Origin of the sequence: Polynucleobacter sp. IMCC 30228, assembly GCF_021395205.1 — a bacterium.
Lineage (GTDB): Bacteria > Pseudomonadota > Gammaproteobacteria > Burkholderiales > Burkholderiaceae > Polynucleobacter.
Window position 1 is genome coordinate 686,923 of sequence record NZ_JAJVCS010000001.1, and the last position, 16,099, is coordinate 703,021.

The 16,099-nt window shown below is 46.8% G+C and carries 15 protein-coding genes; 8 read left to right on the forward strand and 7 right to left on the reverse strand.

Annotated elements, in window-relative coordinates; genetic code table 11:
• The first annotated feature begins 2 nt into the window (after window positions 1-2).
• Together LZT21_RS03575 and LZT21_RS03580 are read left to right on the forward strand one after the other, a co-directional pair.
• A complete protein-coding gene (locus tag LZT21_RS03575; protein WP_233925093.1) occupies window positions 3-1,241 on the forward strand; it encodes an argininosuccinate synthase in 1,239 nt (412 codons plus the stop codon).
• Window positions 1,242-1,243: 2 nt separating this feature from the next.
• Window positions 1,244-1,549, forward strand: coding sequence for a pyrimidine/purine nucleoside phosphorylase (locus LZT21_RS03580; protein ID WP_233989236.1), 306 nt, complete (start codon window positions 1,244-1,246; stop codon window positions 1,547-1,549).
• A 38-nt stretch (window positions 1,550-1,587) separates the two neighbouring features.
• Here the strand turns inward: LZT21_RS03580 and LZT21_RS03585 are convergent, their stop codons facing one another.
• On the reverse strand, window positions 1,588-2,082 hold the full coding sequence (locus tag LZT21_RS03585; RefSeq protein ID WP_370634773.1) for a DUF192 domain-containing protein: 495 nt from the start codon (window positions 2,080-2,082) through the stop codon (window positions 1,588-1,590).
• A gap of 98 nt (window positions 2,083-2,180) precedes the next feature.
• Between LZT21_RS03585 and icd the strand changes: the two genes are divergently transcribed.
• On the forward strand, window positions 2,181-3,431 hold the full coding sequence (icd, locus tag LZT21_RS03590; protein ID WP_233925090.1) for an NADP-dependent isocitrate dehydrogenase: 1,251 nt from the start codon (window positions 2,181-2,183) through the stop codon (window positions 3,429-3,431).
• Window positions 3,432-3,498: 67 nt separating this feature from the next.
• Here the strand turns inward: icd and LZT21_RS03595 are convergent, their stop codons facing one another.
• Window positions 3,499-3,702, reverse strand: coding sequence for a cold-shock protein (locus LZT21_RS03595; protein WP_108469641.1), 204 nt, complete (start codon window positions 3,700-3,702; stop codon window positions 3,499-3,501).
• Between the two features lie 281 nt (window positions 3,703-3,983).
• Here LZT21_RS03595 and clpS point away from each other — a divergent pair, with 281 nt between their 5' ends.
• Together clpS and clpA are read left to right on the forward strand one after the other, a co-directional pair.
• Window positions 3,984-4,340: an ATP-dependent Clp protease adapter ClpS gene (gene clpS, locus LZT21_RS03600; protein WP_370634761.1), complete on the forward strand. Its 357-nt coding sequence runs from the start codon at window positions 3,984-3,986 to the stop codon at window positions 4,338-4,340.
• Entirely contained in the window at window positions 4,337-6,646 is a 2,310-nt protein-coding gene (gene clpA / locus LZT21_RS03605; RefSeq protein ID WP_233925088.1) for an ATP-dependent Clp protease ATP-binding subunit ClpA, read from the forward strand. Before clpS ends, clpA begins: the two co-directional genes overlap by 4 nt.
• 9 nt (window positions 6,647-6,655) lie before the next feature.
• Here the strand turns inward: clpA and dut are convergent, their stop codons facing one another.
• The 5 genes from dut to LZT21_RS03630 are packed head-to-tail and all read right to left on the reverse strand — an operon-like array spanning window position 6,656 to window position 12,726.
• Window positions 6,656-7,105, reverse strand: a complete 450-nt coding sequence (gene dut, locus LZT21_RS03610; protein ID WP_233925087.1) for a dUTP diphosphatase — start codon at window positions 7,103-7,105, stop codon at window positions 6,656-6,658.
• 19 nt (window positions 7,106-7,124) lie between these two features.
• Window positions 7,125-8,387, reverse strand: coding sequence for a bifunctional phosphopantothenoylcysteine decarboxylase/phosphopantothenate--cysteine ligase CoaBC (gene coaBC, locus LZT21_RS03615; RefSeq protein WP_233989237.1), 1,263 nt, complete (start codon window positions 8,385-8,387; stop codon window positions 7,125-7,127).
• A gap of 6 nt (window positions 8,388-8,393) precedes the next feature.
• A complete protein-coding gene (gene lspA / locus LZT21_RS03620) occupies window positions 8,394-8,873 on the reverse strand; it encodes a signal peptidase II (RefSeq protein ID WP_233925085.1) in 480 nt (159 codons plus the stop codon).
• 18 nt (window positions 8,874-8,891) lie between these two features.
• Window positions 8,892-11,783, reverse strand: a complete 2,892-nt coding sequence (ileS, locus tag LZT21_RS03625) for an isoleucine--tRNA ligase (RefSeq protein WP_233989238.1) — start codon at window positions 11,781-11,783, stop codon at window positions 8,892-8,894.
• A complete protein-coding gene (locus LZT21_RS03630) occupies window positions 11,776-12,726 on the reverse strand; it encodes a bifunctional riboflavin kinase/FAD synthetase (protein ID WP_233925083.1) in 951 nt (316 codons plus the stop codon). Before LZT21_RS03630 ends, ileS begins: the two co-directional genes overlap by 8 nt.
• Window positions 12,727-12,765: 39 nt before the next feature.
• Between LZT21_RS03630 and purN the strand changes: the two genes are divergently transcribed.
• The 3 genes from purN to LZT21_RS03645 are packed head-to-tail and all read left to right on the forward strand — an operon-like array spanning window position 12,766 to window position 16,075.
• Window positions 12,766-13,404: a phosphoribosylglycinamide formyltransferase gene (purN, locus tag LZT21_RS03635; protein WP_233925081.1), complete on the forward strand. Its 639-nt coding sequence runs from the start codon at window positions 12,766-12,768 to the stop codon at window positions 13,402-13,404.
• On the forward strand, window positions 13,401-14,834 hold the full coding sequence (locus tag LZT21_RS03640; protein WP_370634763.1) for an RsmB/NOP family class I SAM-dependent RNA methyltransferase: 1,434 nt from the start codon (window positions 13,401-13,403) through the stop codon (window positions 14,832-14,834). Before purN ends, LZT21_RS03640 begins: the two co-directional genes overlap by 4 nt.
• Before the next feature lie 38 nt (window positions 14,835-14,872).
• Window positions 14,873-16,075 carry a fatty acid desaturase gene (locus tag LZT21_RS03645; RefSeq protein WP_233925079.1) on the forward strand — a complete coding sequence of 401 codons (1,203 nt, stop codon included), beginning with the start codon at window positions 14,873-14,875 and terminating at the stop codon, window positions 16,073-16,075.
• The last annotated feature ends 24 nt before the right edge of the window (window positions 16,076-16,099 follow it).

Sequence of the window (16,099 nt, forward strand, 5' to 3'; positions counted from 1 at the left end):
GCATGTCTGAAATCAAAAAAGCAGTCTTAGCTTATTCTGGCGGTCTTGATACCAGCGTGATCTTGAAGTGGCTACAAGATACCTATCATTGTGAAATCGTCACCTTTACTGCCGATCTGGGTCAGGGCGAAGAGCTTGAGCCGGCGCGCACCAAAGCCTTGCAATTTGGCATTAAGCCGGAAAATATTTTTATTGACGACTTACGCGAAGAATTTGTACGAGATTTTGTTTTCCCCATGTTTCGCGCTAATACGATTTACGAGGGCGAGTATTTGTTGGGCACCTCTATTGCTAGACCCCTCATTGCCAAACGCCAAATTGACATTGCCCGCCAAGTCAAAGCAGACGCAGTTTCCCATGGCGCCACCGGCAAGGGTAATGATCAGGTTCGTTTTGAGTTAGGTTATTACGCTCTTGAGCCCGGCATTAAGGTCATTGCACCCTGGCGTGAGTGGGATTTATTGTCGCGCGAAAAATTAATGGCTTACGCCGAGCAGCATGGCATACCAATTGAAATGAAACACCAGCAAGGTGGTTCACCATACTCGATGGATGCGAATCTATTGCATATTAGTTACGAAGGTCGGCACTTAGAAAATCCCAATGCGGAAGCTGAAGAATCGATGTGGCGCTGGACAGTTGCACCTGAAAAAGCACCGGATACCGCCGCCGTCATTGAAATTGAATTTCGTGCGGGCGACCCCATTGCCATTGACGGTAAGGCTTATCAACCCCACGAACTCTTAGCGGAATTAAATCGTCTTGGGGGTATGCATGGCATTGGCCGACTCGATTTAGTGGAAAACCGCTTCGTCGGCATGAAGAGTCGCGGCTGCTACGAAACCCCTGGCGGTACGATTTTGCTTAAAGCCCATCGGGGCATTGAAAGTATTACGCTGGATCGCGAAGTGGCGCACTTAAAAGATGACTTGATGCCGCGTTATGCCAGCCTTATTTATAACGGCTACTGGTGGTCGCCTGAGCGCCTTGCTTTACAAACTTTAATTGATCATACCCAGCGTAATGTCAATGGGGTGGTGCGCTTGAAATTATACAAAGGCTCGGTAAGCGTTATTTCACGTGATTCGGCTAATACTTTATTTGATCAAACGATTGCTACTTTTGATGACGATGGCGGTGCCTATAATCAAGCCGATGCTGGCGGGTTTATTAAACTCAACGCGTTGCGGATGCGTATTGCAGAAATCGCAAAGCGCAAATTAAAGAAAACGAAAGGCTAGAGATGCAATTTGAGCAGGTTGCGGTTGGTAAAAAAGCCAATATTTATTATGACGGCAAGTGCGTCTCGCATACCGTTACCCTAGCTGATGGAACCCGCAAATCGGTAGGGGTGATTTTGCCAAGCACCCTAAAGTTTGAGCTCAGCACTAAAGAAATCATGGAAGTCGTGGATGGATGCGCTTATGTCAGCATTGATGGCGCCCCCGAAAGGGCATTTGCTGCTGGTGAAAGTTGGACGGTTGAGGCGGGTGGTTATTTTATAGTGCGCACCACCGCTCCAGTGCACTATGTTTGCCACTTTGGCTAAAGTCGCCCTAGCCTTCGTTAAGGCGTGGGTTGCTGGTGTCAGTTTTTAGGTAGTCCCTGAATCAGCGTACCAGGACCTAAGGCGCGCTCTGCAAACCATTTTTGATTCATCTCTAAAGCAAAGCGAATAGGTGCTTTGGGACAATGATTGTTAGTGGTATCAGCCTGCATTTCCTCGATGTTCACAATCTTGCTATCGTCGCCAATAAAAGCAATAGAGAGCGGAATTTTGGTATTGCTCATCCAAAAACAATGCCCCGCCTTTTGTTCAAAAATAAAGAGCATGCCCGCATTTTGAGCCATGACAGTGCGATACATCAGACCAGTTTGCCGTGCTTGGGGGGTCGCAGCCACTTCGACCTGAAGGCGATATATACCGGTTTTAAGCTCAATCACTGGTAGACCGGGGTTAGGGCTACTATTTTGTGCTAAACCAGCTGTCGTGAGGCCAAAGAAGCCCAGAAATAAGCTCAACGCTAAGGTCACTAGCCCAAAATGGGGTATGTGAGTCAAGCGGGTCTGTTTAAGTAGCATATTTTTCATAGTTTGAAAGCCCAATTTTATGGGTTAGTTCGCTAGCTCATGCGAAAATAGTAGAAGTTATAACTCAATATCCCTCTGGAGAAGTGTGAATGTATAAGCATATTAAAGTGCCTGCTGGCGAAAAAATCACTGTTAATCAAGATTTCTCAATTAACGTACCCGATCATCCAATTATTCCAGTAATTGAAGGCGATGGGATTGGTGCTGATATTACGCCTGTAATGATCAAGGTAGTGGATGCAGCAGTTGCCAAAGCTTACGGTGGTAAACGCAAAATTGCTTGGATGGAAGTTTATGCGGGCTCTAAGGCAACTCAGGTGTATGGCCCCGATGTATGGATGCCAGAAGAAACCCTAGAAGCCGTTAAAGAATACGTGGTTTCAATTAAAGGCCCTTTGCACACGCCAGTGGGCGGCGGCATTCGCTCTTTAAACGTGGCCTTGCGTCAAGCCTTAGATTTGTATTTATGTTTGCGTCCAGTGCGTTATTTCAAGGGAGTTCCCTCACCACTTCGTGAACCTGAAAAAACCGATATGGTTATTTTTCGCGAAAATTCAGAAGATATTTATGCTGGCATTGAATGGGAAGCTGGCTCACCAGAAGCCAAAAAAATGGTTGATTTTCTGATTAAAGAAATGGGCGTTAAGAAAATTCGCTTTCCCAATACCTCGAGCATTGGCATTAAGCCAGTGTCGAAAGAGGGTACCGAGCGTTTGGTACGTAAAGCGATTCAGTATGCAATTGATAATGACAAATCTTCAGTGACTATCGTGCACAAAGGCAACATCATGAAATTTACCGAAGGTGGTTTTCGTGACTGGAGTTATGGCTTAGCGCAAAATGAATTTGGCGCGCAACTGATTGATGGCGGACCTTGGTGCAAAATGAAGAATCCCAAGACTGGCAAAGACATCATCATTAAGGATGTGATCGCGGATGCGTTCTTGCAGCAAATTTTGCTACGCCCTAATGAATACAGCGTGATTGCCACGTTAAATTTGAATGGCGATTATGTATCCGATGCCTTAGCAGCTCAAGTAGGCGGCATTGGAATTGCGCCTGGCGCCAATATGTCCGATAGCATTGCCATGTTTGAGGCAACCCATGGCACCGCACCAAAATACGCCGGTAAAGATTATGTCAACCCGGGTTCAGAAATTCTCTCCGCTGAAATGATGTTGCGTCATATGGGCTGGACCGAAGCTGCCGATCTAATTATTTCGTCAATGGAAAAAGCCATTCTTTCGAAAAAAGTGACTTATGACTTTGCGCGTGTATTAGAGGGCGCTACGCAGGTATCGTGTTCTGGGTTTGGCGACGCAATGATTGCAAATATGTAAAGCTGAAAAAAGGTCAAAAAAAACCCAGGGCACGCCCTGGGTTTTTAATTTCATTAGGAAGTTTTTATCAAGCGCCTTGAATATTCGTCGCTTGCTTGCCTTTAGGTCCTTGGGTAATGTCAAACGTTACCTTTTGGCCTTCTTTGAGGGTTTTGAAACCGCCCATAGTAATCGCACTGAAATGCGCGAACAGCTCTTCTTCACCATCATCGGGTTTAATAAACCCGAAACCTTTTGCATCATTAAACCACTTAACAACTCCGGTCGCCATGCGAACTCCATTACTTAAACTTGAAACACCCGTGAAAATGGGGGGAATACTTTTTAATCAGTTTCGCTCCAAAACACGCCTAATAGAACCTCAATAAGAAGCACTACCCCCGATTGTTTGCCCTTTTTGGTGGCGTGTCAAGGAGTTAAATCGACTTGGGAGTAGGTGATTACCCCCTTTAATCTGGCAAAAATGCCCCAATATGGGGTAATAAGGTCCTTAGTGAGGGTTTTTTGCAACAAATTCAGCAGTAAATTACAGACTGAGCCTGAGTGTTTAGAATGAATCATATGAGCCGATTAATTAAAACTCCCCAACCCCTCAACCCACTCCTACCAGGTAGTGGTGATACCGCGCTTTTGGAGAAGCAGGCCGAGAAAGTCAAGGTTCCGGCTTTGTATAAAGTTTTACTTTTAAACGACGATTACACCCCCATGGAATTTGTGGTGATGGTCATTCAAGAGTATTTTAATAAGGATCATGAAACCGCCACACGCATCATGTTACAAGTTCATTTAGTTGGTAAAGGCGTTTGCGGAATATTTACGCGCGATGTTGCAGCCACTAAAGTTCATCAAGTTACCGAGAGCTCCCGCGAAGCGGGGCACCCTTTGCAGTGCACTATGGAGGAAGCATGATTGCCCAGGAATTAGAAGTGAGTTTACATATGGCTTTTGTTGATGCACGCGCTGCTCGACATGAGTTCATTACCGTTGAACATCTTCTTTCGGCCTTACTCGATAATGCCACCGCCGTGGAGGTATTGAAGGCTTGTTCGGTGAATATTGCCGAGTTACGTGCCCAGTTAAAAAATTTCATTAATGACAATACGCCAGTGGTTCCAGGAACTGAAGAAGTCGACACCCAACCTACCTTAGGTTTTCAGCGGGTGATTCAGCGCGCCATCATGCACGTTCAATCTACTTCAAATGGCAAAAAAGAAGTGACTGGTGCGAATGTGTTGGTCGCTATTTTTGGTGAAAAAGATTCACACGGCGTTTATTTCTTGCAACAGCAAGGCGTTACCCGTTTAGACGTGGTGAACTTTATTAGTCATGGTATTCGTAAGGATCAAGCCGAGCCCGTTAAAGCCGCAGATCCAACTCAAGACAACGAAGAAGCAGCAGCAAGTGGCAAAGAAAGCCCCTTAGATCAATTTACCCAAAATTTAAATGCCTTAGCGCGTCAAGGCAAGATCGATCCTTTAATCGGGCGTGATGGCGAGGTAGAGCGGGTCATCCAAGTACTGTGTCGGCGCCGTAAAAATAATCCTTTATTGGTAGGTGAGGCTGGCGTAGGTAAAACAGCAATTGCTGAGGGCTTAGCCTGGAGAATTACCCGTAATGAAGTGCCTGATATTTTGGCAAATTCGACCGTTTATTCTTTAGACATGGGAGCCTTGCTAGCCGGTACTAAATACCGTGGTGACTTTGAGCAAAGATTAAAAGGCGTCTTAAAGGCGCTAAAAGATAACCCGCACGGCATCCTCTTTATTGATGAGATCCATACATTAATTGGCGCAGGTGCGGCTTCGGGAGGCACGCTTGACGCTAGTAATTTACTCAAGCCAGCGCTGTCGAATGGTCAATTAAAGTGTATTGGCGCTACAACCTTTACTGAGTACCGTGGCATTTTTGAAAAGGATGCGGCGCTCTCACGACGTTTTCAAAAAGTGGATGTCGTAGAGCCATCGGTAGACCAAACAGTACAAATTTTGCGTGGCCTAAAATCGCGTTTTGAAGAGCACCATGGAGTTAAATATGCTTCAGCTGCATTGGTAGCGGCCGCTGAGCTTTCATCGCGTTATATTAATGATCGGCATTTACCTGACAAGGCGATTGATGTGATCGATGAGGCGGGCGCAGCCCAGCGCATTTTGCCTAAATCTAAACAGAAAAAAACCATCGGTCGTCCTGAGATTGAAGAAATCGTCGCGAAGATCGCTCGCATACCTGCCCAGTCGGTAACTGTGGATGACCGAAGTAAATTACAAACGCTTGATCGCGATATCAAGAGTGTCGTTTTTGGGCAAGACCCTGCGATCGAAGCCTTGGCCAGTGCCATCAAAATGACGCGCGCTGGTCTCGGTAAAGTCGACCGGCCGATTGGTTCATTCTTATTTTCTGGGCCTACAGGCGTTGGTAAAACAGAAGTGGCGAAGCAGTTGGCTTACATTATGGGCATTGAGCTTTTACGCTTTGATATGTCGGAGTATATGGAGCGTCATGCAGTAAGTCGCCTAATTGGCGCCCCTCCGGGTTATGTTGGTTTTGATCAAGGTGGTCTGTTAACTGAGGCTGTGAGCAAGAAACCCCATTGTGTTTTATTGCTGGATGAAGTTGAAAAGGCGCATCCCGATATTTTCAATATTCTTTTGCAGGTCATGGATCACGGCACCTTAACTGATAACAATGGGCGCAAGGCTGATTTTCGTAATGTCATCATCATCATGACGACGAATGCAGGCGCTGAAGCGATGCAGAAATCGACTATTGGCTTTACTAATGCACGTGAGTCGGGCGATGAAATGGCTGACATTAAGAAATTCTTTACCCCTGAGTTTCGTAATCGTTTAGATGCCATTGTTTCGTTTAAAGCCTTAGACGAAACCATCATCATGCGGGTGGTTGATAAATTCTTAATGCAGCTTGAGGAGCAATTGCATGAGAAGAAAGTCGATGCTACCTTTAGCGATGCTTTACGGGCTCATTTAGCAAAGCATGGTTTTGATCCTTTGATGGGTGCGCGGCCAATGCAACGCATTATTCAAGATACGGTACGCAAAGCTTTAGCTGATGAATTATTGTTTGGGCGCTTAGCGCAAGGCGGTCAAGTAGCAGTTGATATTGACGCTGATGGCAAGGTGCAGTTAACGATTGCAGCTACCAACCCTGGTGCTAGTAAGGCTGGCAAATCAAATGCGGAACCGGTTGCAGAAACCTAAAAGCAAATTTTAGCTTCGCCCTGTACTGCCAAAGCCACCGGCACCGCGGCTGCTTTCAGTGAACTCGTCAACGATATGAATGGTTACCTGCAACACAGGGACGATTACCAGTTGTGCTAATCGCTCCATTGGCTCAAGCTTGAAGGGAGTTTGACTGCGATTCCAAGTGCTAACCATTAATTGGCCTTGGTAGTCAGAATCAATTAAGCCAACTAAATTACCCAACACGATGCCGTGTTTATGACCAAGCCCAGAGCGCGGCAAAATTAGTGCAGCATAGCGCGGGTCTTCAATATATATGGCCAGCCCCGTGGGAATCAGCACAGTTTGTCCGCAAGCAATTTCGAGCGGCTCATCGATACAGGCACGTAAGTCAAGACCAGCACTACCGGGGGTGCCATAACTCGGCATTTGATCCCGCATGCGGACATCCAGAATTTTGACTTGTAAGGATTGCATAGTGAGATCCCTGTGACGATTATGCTAATTTTTTAGCGACAGCCTGAATCAGCAAACGTGCCAATACTAATTTAGGTGCACGCGGTAAGCGTTGCATACCCCGCTCATCAATCATCAGGAGTTGATTTAAATCACTGCCAAACGTATCGGGTCCAATATTACCAACCATCAGAGGAATACCTTTGCGTTGGCGTTTTTCACTAGCATGTTGTTCTAGTTTGGTGGTTTCCGCAGCGAAGCCAACACAATAGGGGCGCGGGTTTTTTTTGGTACCTGTTTTATTAGCGTTAGCGAACTGAGCAACAGTTTGCAAAATATCGGGATTCGCCGCAAAGTGAATCTGCGGCATAGATGAAGGTTGACCGCTATCAAGGTCGCGGGAGTTTGCTTTACTATTGCGCTTAATTTTTTCTTTAGCAGGATTGGGTATAGTCCAGTCGGCGACAGCTGCTACCGAAAAGAACAAATCACAATCGAGAGATTGCATGACAGCAGCATGCATTTCTTGACCAGAAGTAACATTGGTTCGGTAAATTTGTCCACCACTCTCAAGTGGGGTGGTGAGAGCGCAGGGCCCAGCAATAAGATGCACTTGCGCCCCAGCTTCAAGGGCCGCTTGGGCGATAGCGAAACCCATTTTCCCCGAGCTACGGTTGGTCATACCGCGTACTGGGTCGATGGCCTCAAAGGTCGGGCCAGCTGTAACTAAAACCCGTTTGCCTTGCAATAATTTGGGTTGAAAAAAGGCGCAGACATGCTCAACTATTTCTGCGGGCTCAAGCATGCGACCTACACCTGTTTCTCCGCAGGCTTGAATACCACTGGCTGGCCCAAGCAAACCAATGCCATCTTTTAATAAGCGCTGCACACTTCTTTGGGTCGCCTGATGTTCCCACATTTGTAAATTCATTGCAGGTACCAACAATAATGGGCAGGTGCGGGCTAAGCATAAGGTCGTAACCAAATCATCGGCGAGTCCCAGAGACAACTTAGCCATCAAATCGGCAGTGGCAGGCGCAATAAGAATGGCATCAGCTGAGCGGGAGAGCTCGATATGGGCCATATTGTTATCGATACGGGCATCCCATTGACTGGTAAAAACCGGTAAGCCCGTGAGAGCCTGCATCGTGACCGGAGTAATAAACTGGTGAGCTGCTGCGCTCATCACCACTTGCACAGTAGCGCCTTCTTGCATTAACAAGCGCGCTAATTCCGCCGACTTATAAGCAGCAATACCCCCCGAAATACCAAGGATGATTTTTTTATTAGTAAGTGATGGCATAAGAAATTAGATTTTAGGCCTAGTGAGCTCACTCCATACAATCAGCACCGCCCCGACTGAAATAGCACTATCTGCCACATTAAAAGCAGGCCAGTGCCAAGTTTCATAATGTACGTCAATAAAATCGACGACCGCACCATAAAAAATCCGATCGAGCACGTTACCAATCGCTCCGCCTAAAATTAAACTCAAGGCCCATGATAATTTTTGGTCAGCCGTATTACGACGTAAAAACCATAAGATGACGACTGATGCTGCAATTCCTAAAATCGTAAAAAACCAGCGTTGCCAACCACCCGCTTGGGAAAGAAAAGAAAAAGCGGCGCCGGGGTTAAAAATTAAAAACCAATTGAGATAGGCATTGATCGCCACGGGGCTAGCGATGGGGAGATAGATTTGTGCCGCCACCTTAGTTACCTGATCCAGAAGCAGGACAGTACTCGCAATGATTAAATAGCGATGAAGTGGATTTAAGAAGGTGCTCATAAGGGAGTTTGTCTTGACTTAAGCAAATTGCCGATCTTCGCCGACCCCAAAAAGATTACTGATACAACGGCCACACAATTCCGGATGATTGCTGTCTGCACCAACATCTCTGACATGATGCCAGCAGCGACTACATTTTGGATTTTGGCTAGCTTGGACGAGAATACTTAAGGGTTTAAGGGGATCATTGCTTGGCTCAACGTGGGCACTTGAAGTAATCATGACAAAACGCAAATCATCACCAAGTGACTGCAATAGACTAAAGTCTGGCTCAGCTATTTGTATTTGAATTTCGGCTTGCAAGGAAGAACCAATTAAACCGGCGCTCCGTTCTATTTCAATCGCCTTGGTTACTTCCGCACGAATTTCCCGTAAGCGAGCCCATTTAGCGATTAGTGCTTGGCCGTCGACAATTTCAGGTAAAGGCGTAAATGCTTCCATGAAGATCGAAGCACTAGGCCCCGCTTTACCGTGTGGAAAGGCTTGCCATGCTTCTTCTGTCGTAAAGGAAAGGAAGGGCGCAAGCCACTTTAATAAATTACGGGTGATATGAAAGAGGGCATTTTGTGCTGCACGACGATCAGGCGAATCGGGCGCCATGGTGTAAAGACGGTCCTTCAAAATATCGAGATAAAAGCCGCCCAAATCTTCGGAGCAGAAATTGAGCATCCGCGCAACCACGGGTTGAAATTCATAAACTTGGTAAGACGCTTGAATATCGGCTTGTAAAGCACTCGCTAAGGCCACCGCATAGCGATCAATTTCCAGCCACTCTGACGGGGGTAAGGCATTTTTATCTGGGTCAAAGTCAGCTAAATTAGCCAATAAAAATCGCAAGGTATTGCGCATGCGTCGATAGCTCTCAACCACGCGTTTGAGAATTTCATCGGAGATGGTCATCTCACCTGAGTAATCGGTTGAGGCAACCCATAAGCGAATAATTTCGGCACCTAATTTATCGGCCACTTCTTGGGGCGCAATGACGTTGCCAATCGACTTACTCATTTTGCGACCCTGCCCATCGACCGTAAAACCATGGGTTAAGAGGGCCTTATATGGCGGCTTGCCGTCGAGCATAACGCCGGTCAGTAGCGAGGAATGAAACCAGCCACGGTGTTGATCAGAGCCCTCTAAATACAAATCGGCTAAGCGTCCTGCAGGGCCACCAAATTGTTCTTTAGCTACAGCGGTAAATAACTGCGCTTGATGCGAGCCCCGAATCACATGCCAATGGGTAGTGCCAGAGTCAAACCACACATCGAGGGTATCGCGATTTTTTTCATATTGATCAGCATCATCACTTAACAGATCGGTAACCGCCATGGTCTGCCAGGCTTCAATTCCCCCTTGTGCAACGCGTTGAGCCACGAGCTCTAATAATTCAGGGGTGCGGGGGTGAGGTTGGCCCGTTTCTTTATGCACTAAAAAGGCCATTGGGACGCCCCATTGGCGTTGGCGGGATAAAGTCCAATCGGGCCGATTTGCAATCATGCTGTGTAAGCGTTGCTTACCCCATGCTGGAAAAAATTCGGTATTTTCAATTCCCAGCAAAGCCGCTTCACGCAAACTAAGTGGGTGAGCATTTGTCGCGCCATGCGGTTTTTTATCCATGCTGGCAAACCATTGGGAAGTAGCACGATAAATGATGGGGGTTTTATGTCGCCAGCAATGCATGTAGGAATGCGTATAAGCTTGCTGTTTTAATAAAGTACCTGCTTGCTCTAAAGCAGCAACAATTTTTGGATTCGCCTTCCAAATAAACTCGCCAGCAAATAGAGGTAACCAAGAGGCATAGACGCCGTTACCCATCACGGGATTTAAAATTGCATCATCCGCTAATTGATGCGCTTTGCACGATTTAAAGTCTTCTTCACCATAAGCGGGGGCCGAGTGCACTAGACCTGTACCCGTTTCTAAAGTCACGTAATCTGCCGGATAAATCGGCGCTAGACGCCGATAACCATCATCAAGCGTCGCGAGCGGATGCCAGAAAGAAATACCCTCTAGTGCACTGCCATGGCAAGTACCCAAAATAGTGCCCTCAAGACCATATTCAGTTAAGCATGCGGCGACTCGGTCAGCCGCCAAAATAAGCAGACCTTTGCTGGTATCAACCAAGGCATAAGTTAATTCAGGATTGACATTGAGCGCTTGATTCGCTGGAATGGTCCAAGGGGTTGTAGTCCAGATTACAGCCATACCGATTTTTTTAGGTAGCTCTGGTAAACCAAATACTTTAGCTAATTGGGGTAGCTGCGCATCATCAAAGGGAAAGCCAATATCGACTGCCGGATCTGTTTTATCTTGGTATTCCACTTCAGCTTCTGCTAAAGCAGAGCCACAGTCAAAACACCAGTTCACTGGCTTTAAGCCGCGATAGACGTAGCCTTTTTGCCAGATTGCTGCCAAGGCCCGTATTTCATCGGCTTCATTTTGGTAGTCCATGGTCAGGTATGGACTATTCCAATCACCCAATACTCCTAAGCGTTCAAAATCAATTTTTTGTTTGGTAATTTGCACGTTGGCATATTCGCGCGCTTTAGCTTGTACTTCAGCTACTGGTAAATTTTTACCAAACTTTTTTTCAATTTGAATTTCAATTGGCATGCCATGACAATCCCAGCCGGGTACATAGGCCGCATCAAAGCCCATGAGCCAGCGCGACTTAACGATCATATCTTTTAAAATTTTATTTACAGCATGGCCAATATGGATATCGCCATTAGCGTATGGGGGACCATCATGCAAAATAAATAAAGGCTGCCCAGCATGGGCTTGGCGAATTGCTTCATAGAGTTTATTTTTTTGCCATTGCGCCACCCACTGCGGTTCACGTTTAGGTAAATCGCCGCGCATCGGAAATGCAGTTTCTAGTAAATTAACAGGGTAGGCAGTAGATTTTTCAGACATAGACTTTTTTCAGAAAATATTGGCGCGCATGAGCTGCATCAGCTTCAATCGCTAATTGCAAGGCGGTTAAATCAGGGTATTTAGCTTCATCACGAATTTTTTCAAGGAGCTCTACTTTAACAATACGGCCATAGACATTTTCCTTGAAATCAAATACGTGCGTTTCTAAGAGCACGCGCCCCGCATCTTCCACTGTTGGGCGAATGCCTAAGCTGGCTACACCAGGCAAGGGCAGTGGCCCTAAGCCATGAACTTGCACGACGAAGATACCGCTGGCCGCAGTTTGGCGCCGATGTAAATGGTTGGCAACGGCAATGTTCAGGGTTGGAAAACCTAAGGTTCGACCTAACTGTCGTCCGTACAAAACATGCCCAGAAATGCAGTAGGGCCGACCGAGTAAATTATTCGCCTGCTGTAGATCACCCTGCGCAATTGCCGCCCGCAGGGCTGAACTAGAAATGCGAATCTGCTGGTCAGCAATAGTGGGCATTGCAGATACTTCAAACCCATCACGCTCCCCCGCAATTTTGAGGCTTGCAAAATTGCCTGCGCGTTTGGCGCCATAACAAAAATCATCACCAATTAAGATCCAGCGGGTGCGTAAACGTTCGCTCAGAATATGTTTGACAAATTGATCAGGGGTCAAGGCTGCAAAAGCAGAGTTGAAATGCTCCACCACCACCCGTTCGATGCCAATTGCCGCAAATGCTTCTAATTTATCGCGTAAATTTAAAATGCGCGGCGGCGCTTTTGCCGGCGCAAATAATTCTTTGGGATGAGGCTCAAAGGTCATTACGCATGAAGTCAGTTGGCGCGCTTTGGCACCTTGTACTAGTTCGCTCAATAAGGCATGATGTCCCCGATGCACGCCATCAAAATTACCAATGGTAAGGGCGCAAGGGGGACCTGCGGAAAACTGGGTTGAGCCACGGAATACGTTCACTAGTCGCTTTCAAGGTAACCTTGAATTATATTGGTGCTCATGAAATCAATTGTTAGCTTAATTTCTGGTCGGGGTTCTAATTTTGAAGCCATTGTCAAAATGGCTCAAAAAGAGGCTTGGCCAGCCCATTTTGCAGGGGTAATTGCCAACCATCCGCAAGCCAAAGGCCTTGATTTTGCCCGTGAGGTCGGCATTCCCACTTTTATTATTGATCATCGCGATTTTGTCAGTCGCGAGACTTTTGATGCCGCTTTAATCGCGAAGATTGAAGAATTAAAGCCAAATTTAGTCGTTTTAGCAGGCTTTATGCGCATTCTTACCGCTGGCTTCATTCATCAGTATGAGGGGCGATTAGTGAATATTCACCCCTCTTTATTGCCTCACTTTGCTGGCCTGCATACGCATCAACGGGCGCTTGAGGCAGGTGCTCACAAGCATGGAGCCACAGTCCATTTTGTGACCACAGGGGTCGATGAAGGCCCCATTATTTGTCAGGCAGAGTTAACTGTGTTGGCTGGCGAGAATGAGGCTCAGTTAGCGGCTCGGGTTTTGCGCCTAGAACATCAGATTTATCCGCGGGCCGTAAAATGGTTCATTGATGACCGTTTACGCATAGAAGGTAATAAAGTGAAATTAAGCCCCCCTGAAACCCAATTTTTTGCCAGCGGCAGTTTGTGAAGGCCGGTTGGAATAATGCCGGATCTTATGCGCGCTCTAATCGGGCTAAACGTAAAGATGCTAAGACCGCTGCAGCACCCGTTGGACAAAAGAATTTTTCGCATGCTAAAGCGCTGCCCCAGCACGCCTTGCATTTAGAACGACTATTACCTGAGCTTCTAAAATTTGCTGAGGCGGCTGACCGTTTAGTTAGCCGCTATTTTCGCGCTGAACCACGCTTAGGTAATCGCGACCGCGCTTTAATTGCTGAAAGTGCTTTTGCCGTGTTGCGGCGTAAAAATGAAATGGCGCAATTTGCTGCTAGCGGCAGCGGTTCCTTAGCACGACGTTTGGCTTTATTAGGCATGATGTCAGCGCTTTCTGAAGGCGGCTTAGGCTCCGCTAATCGCGCTGAAAGTGCCTTAGCCGACTTGGCTTTTGTGCTGCAGCCTGGCGAATATGAATGGCTATTACGTTATGCACAGCTCGATCACGGCACTCTTGCACCGATGGTGCGCAATAATTTACCCGAGTGGTTGTGGCAGGCTTTTGCTACCTCGCCTGGCATTGAACAGCGTGAAGCTTTAGCCCAAGCGCTCATGAAACCCGCGCCTTTAGATTTGCGCGCTAATACGATGAAAACCAGCCGTGACAAGCTCATGGAAGAGATGAATGCCTTAGGTGGACGCTACCTAGCTGAGCCTACCCCATTTGCACCTGAGGGTTTACGGATTAAAGGTAAGCCCGCTTTGCAAAATTCAACTTGGTTTAAAGCAGGGCATTTAGAAGTGCAGGATGAGGGCAGCCAATTACTGTGCTATTTACTCGCTCCCAAACGCGGCGAAATGGTGGTTGATTTTTGTGCTGGTGCAGGTGGCAAAACGCTTGCAATTGGTGCGATCATGCGTTCAACTGGACGACTTTACGCATTTGATACCTCAGCACGGCGACTGGCTAATTTAAAGCCACGGCTAGCGCGTAGCGGTTTATCGAATGTGCACCCAGTGTGGATTGATAGTGAAAACGATGCAAAGATTAAGCGCCTAGCCGGCAAAATTGACCGGGTTTTAGTTGATTCGCCCTGCAGTGGTATTGGCACCTTGCGCCGCAATCCCGATTTAAAATGGCGCCAAAGCTTGGCTGGGGTGGCCGAATTAAATGCGAAGCAAGCCAGCATTTTGGCATCTGCTAGTCGTTTATTAAAACCAGGGGGGCGTCTTGTATATGGCACCTGCAGCTTATTGCCCGCCGAAAATCAAGCGATTGCCGAAGATTTTTTAGTTAAACACCCTGAATTTGAGGTTATTCCAGCCGCCGAAGCCTTAAAAGACCACTTTATAGATGGGGAAAGACCCTTAGGAACCAGTCCTGATAACCCTTGGTGGCAGCTTTGGCCACATTTACATGGCACCGATGGGTTCTTCGCTGCTGTTTTTAGGCGCAAGGCGTAAAATAAGGGTAACTACTATATAAACCAAGAGGTAAGCGCTTGAATTCCAGCTTTTTACAGAATCTTTCAGATAATTTACTCGCCGGGCTTGCCCATGGCTATTTAAATTGGGCTTGGTGGCAAATTGTTTTGTTTACTTTAATTGCTACCCATATCACCATTGCAGCCGTAACCATTTATTTGCATCGTTGTCAGGCTCATCGTGCACTCGATTTACATCCGCTTGCAGCACATTTTTTTCGACTGTGGCTATGGCTAACTACTGGGATGGTCACGAAAGAGTGGGCGGCAGTGCACCGTAAACACCATGCGCGTTGCGAAACTCCTGAAGACCCCCATAGCCCTCAAATCGTGGGAATTAAAACCGTGCTTTTGCGCGGGGTTGAGCTTTATAAAGCAGAGGCAAATAAACCAGAAACCTTAAGTAAATTTGGACATGGTACGCCCGATGACTGGATTGAAAAAAATATTTACACCAAATTTTCTTGGCAAGGCGTCGGTTTAATGTTGATCATCGATGTCTTTTTATTTGGCGCGATTGGCGCAACTGTTTGGGCCGTACAAATGCTCTGGATTCCAATTACAGCCGCGGGCGTAATTAATGGCATTGGTCATTTTTGGGGCTATCGAAATTTTGATTGTGAAGATGCCTCTACCAATATCGTGCCTTGGGGAATTTTGATTGGTGGTGAAGAGCTCCATAACAATCACCACACCTTCGCCTCAAGTGCCAAGCTTTCAAATAAGTGGTACGAGTTTGATATTGGCTGGCTCTATATTCGCATGCTTAGCGCAGTAGGTATGGCAACAGTGAAAAAAACGCCACCCAAGCCAGTACTAGTGCCCGTGCGCCCCGCAGATCAAGATACCCTAGAGGCAATCATTGCCAATCGTTACGAGATAATGGACCGCTATAGCAAGACCCTAAGACGCTTTTTTAAGAATGAAATGCAGCATATGCAAGTGGTTGCTACGCATTTAAAAGATGCCCGCAGTTGGCTTGGTAAAGATGAAGCACGTCTGACTCCAGCAGAAAAAAGCAAACTCGAAGAGTTAATGGCCAGTAACCCGCAATTGCGCATCATGATTGAAATGCGTCGCGACTTACAAGCCATTTGGCAGCGTTCAAACTCTACTGGCGAGCAATTAGTTGCGCAACTGCGCACCTGGTGTCATCAGGCCGAGGCCAGTGGCTTAACAAGCTTAAGAGATTTTTCTTTACGCTTACGGCGCTACGCTTAAACTCTTCATACCCCATAAAAAAAC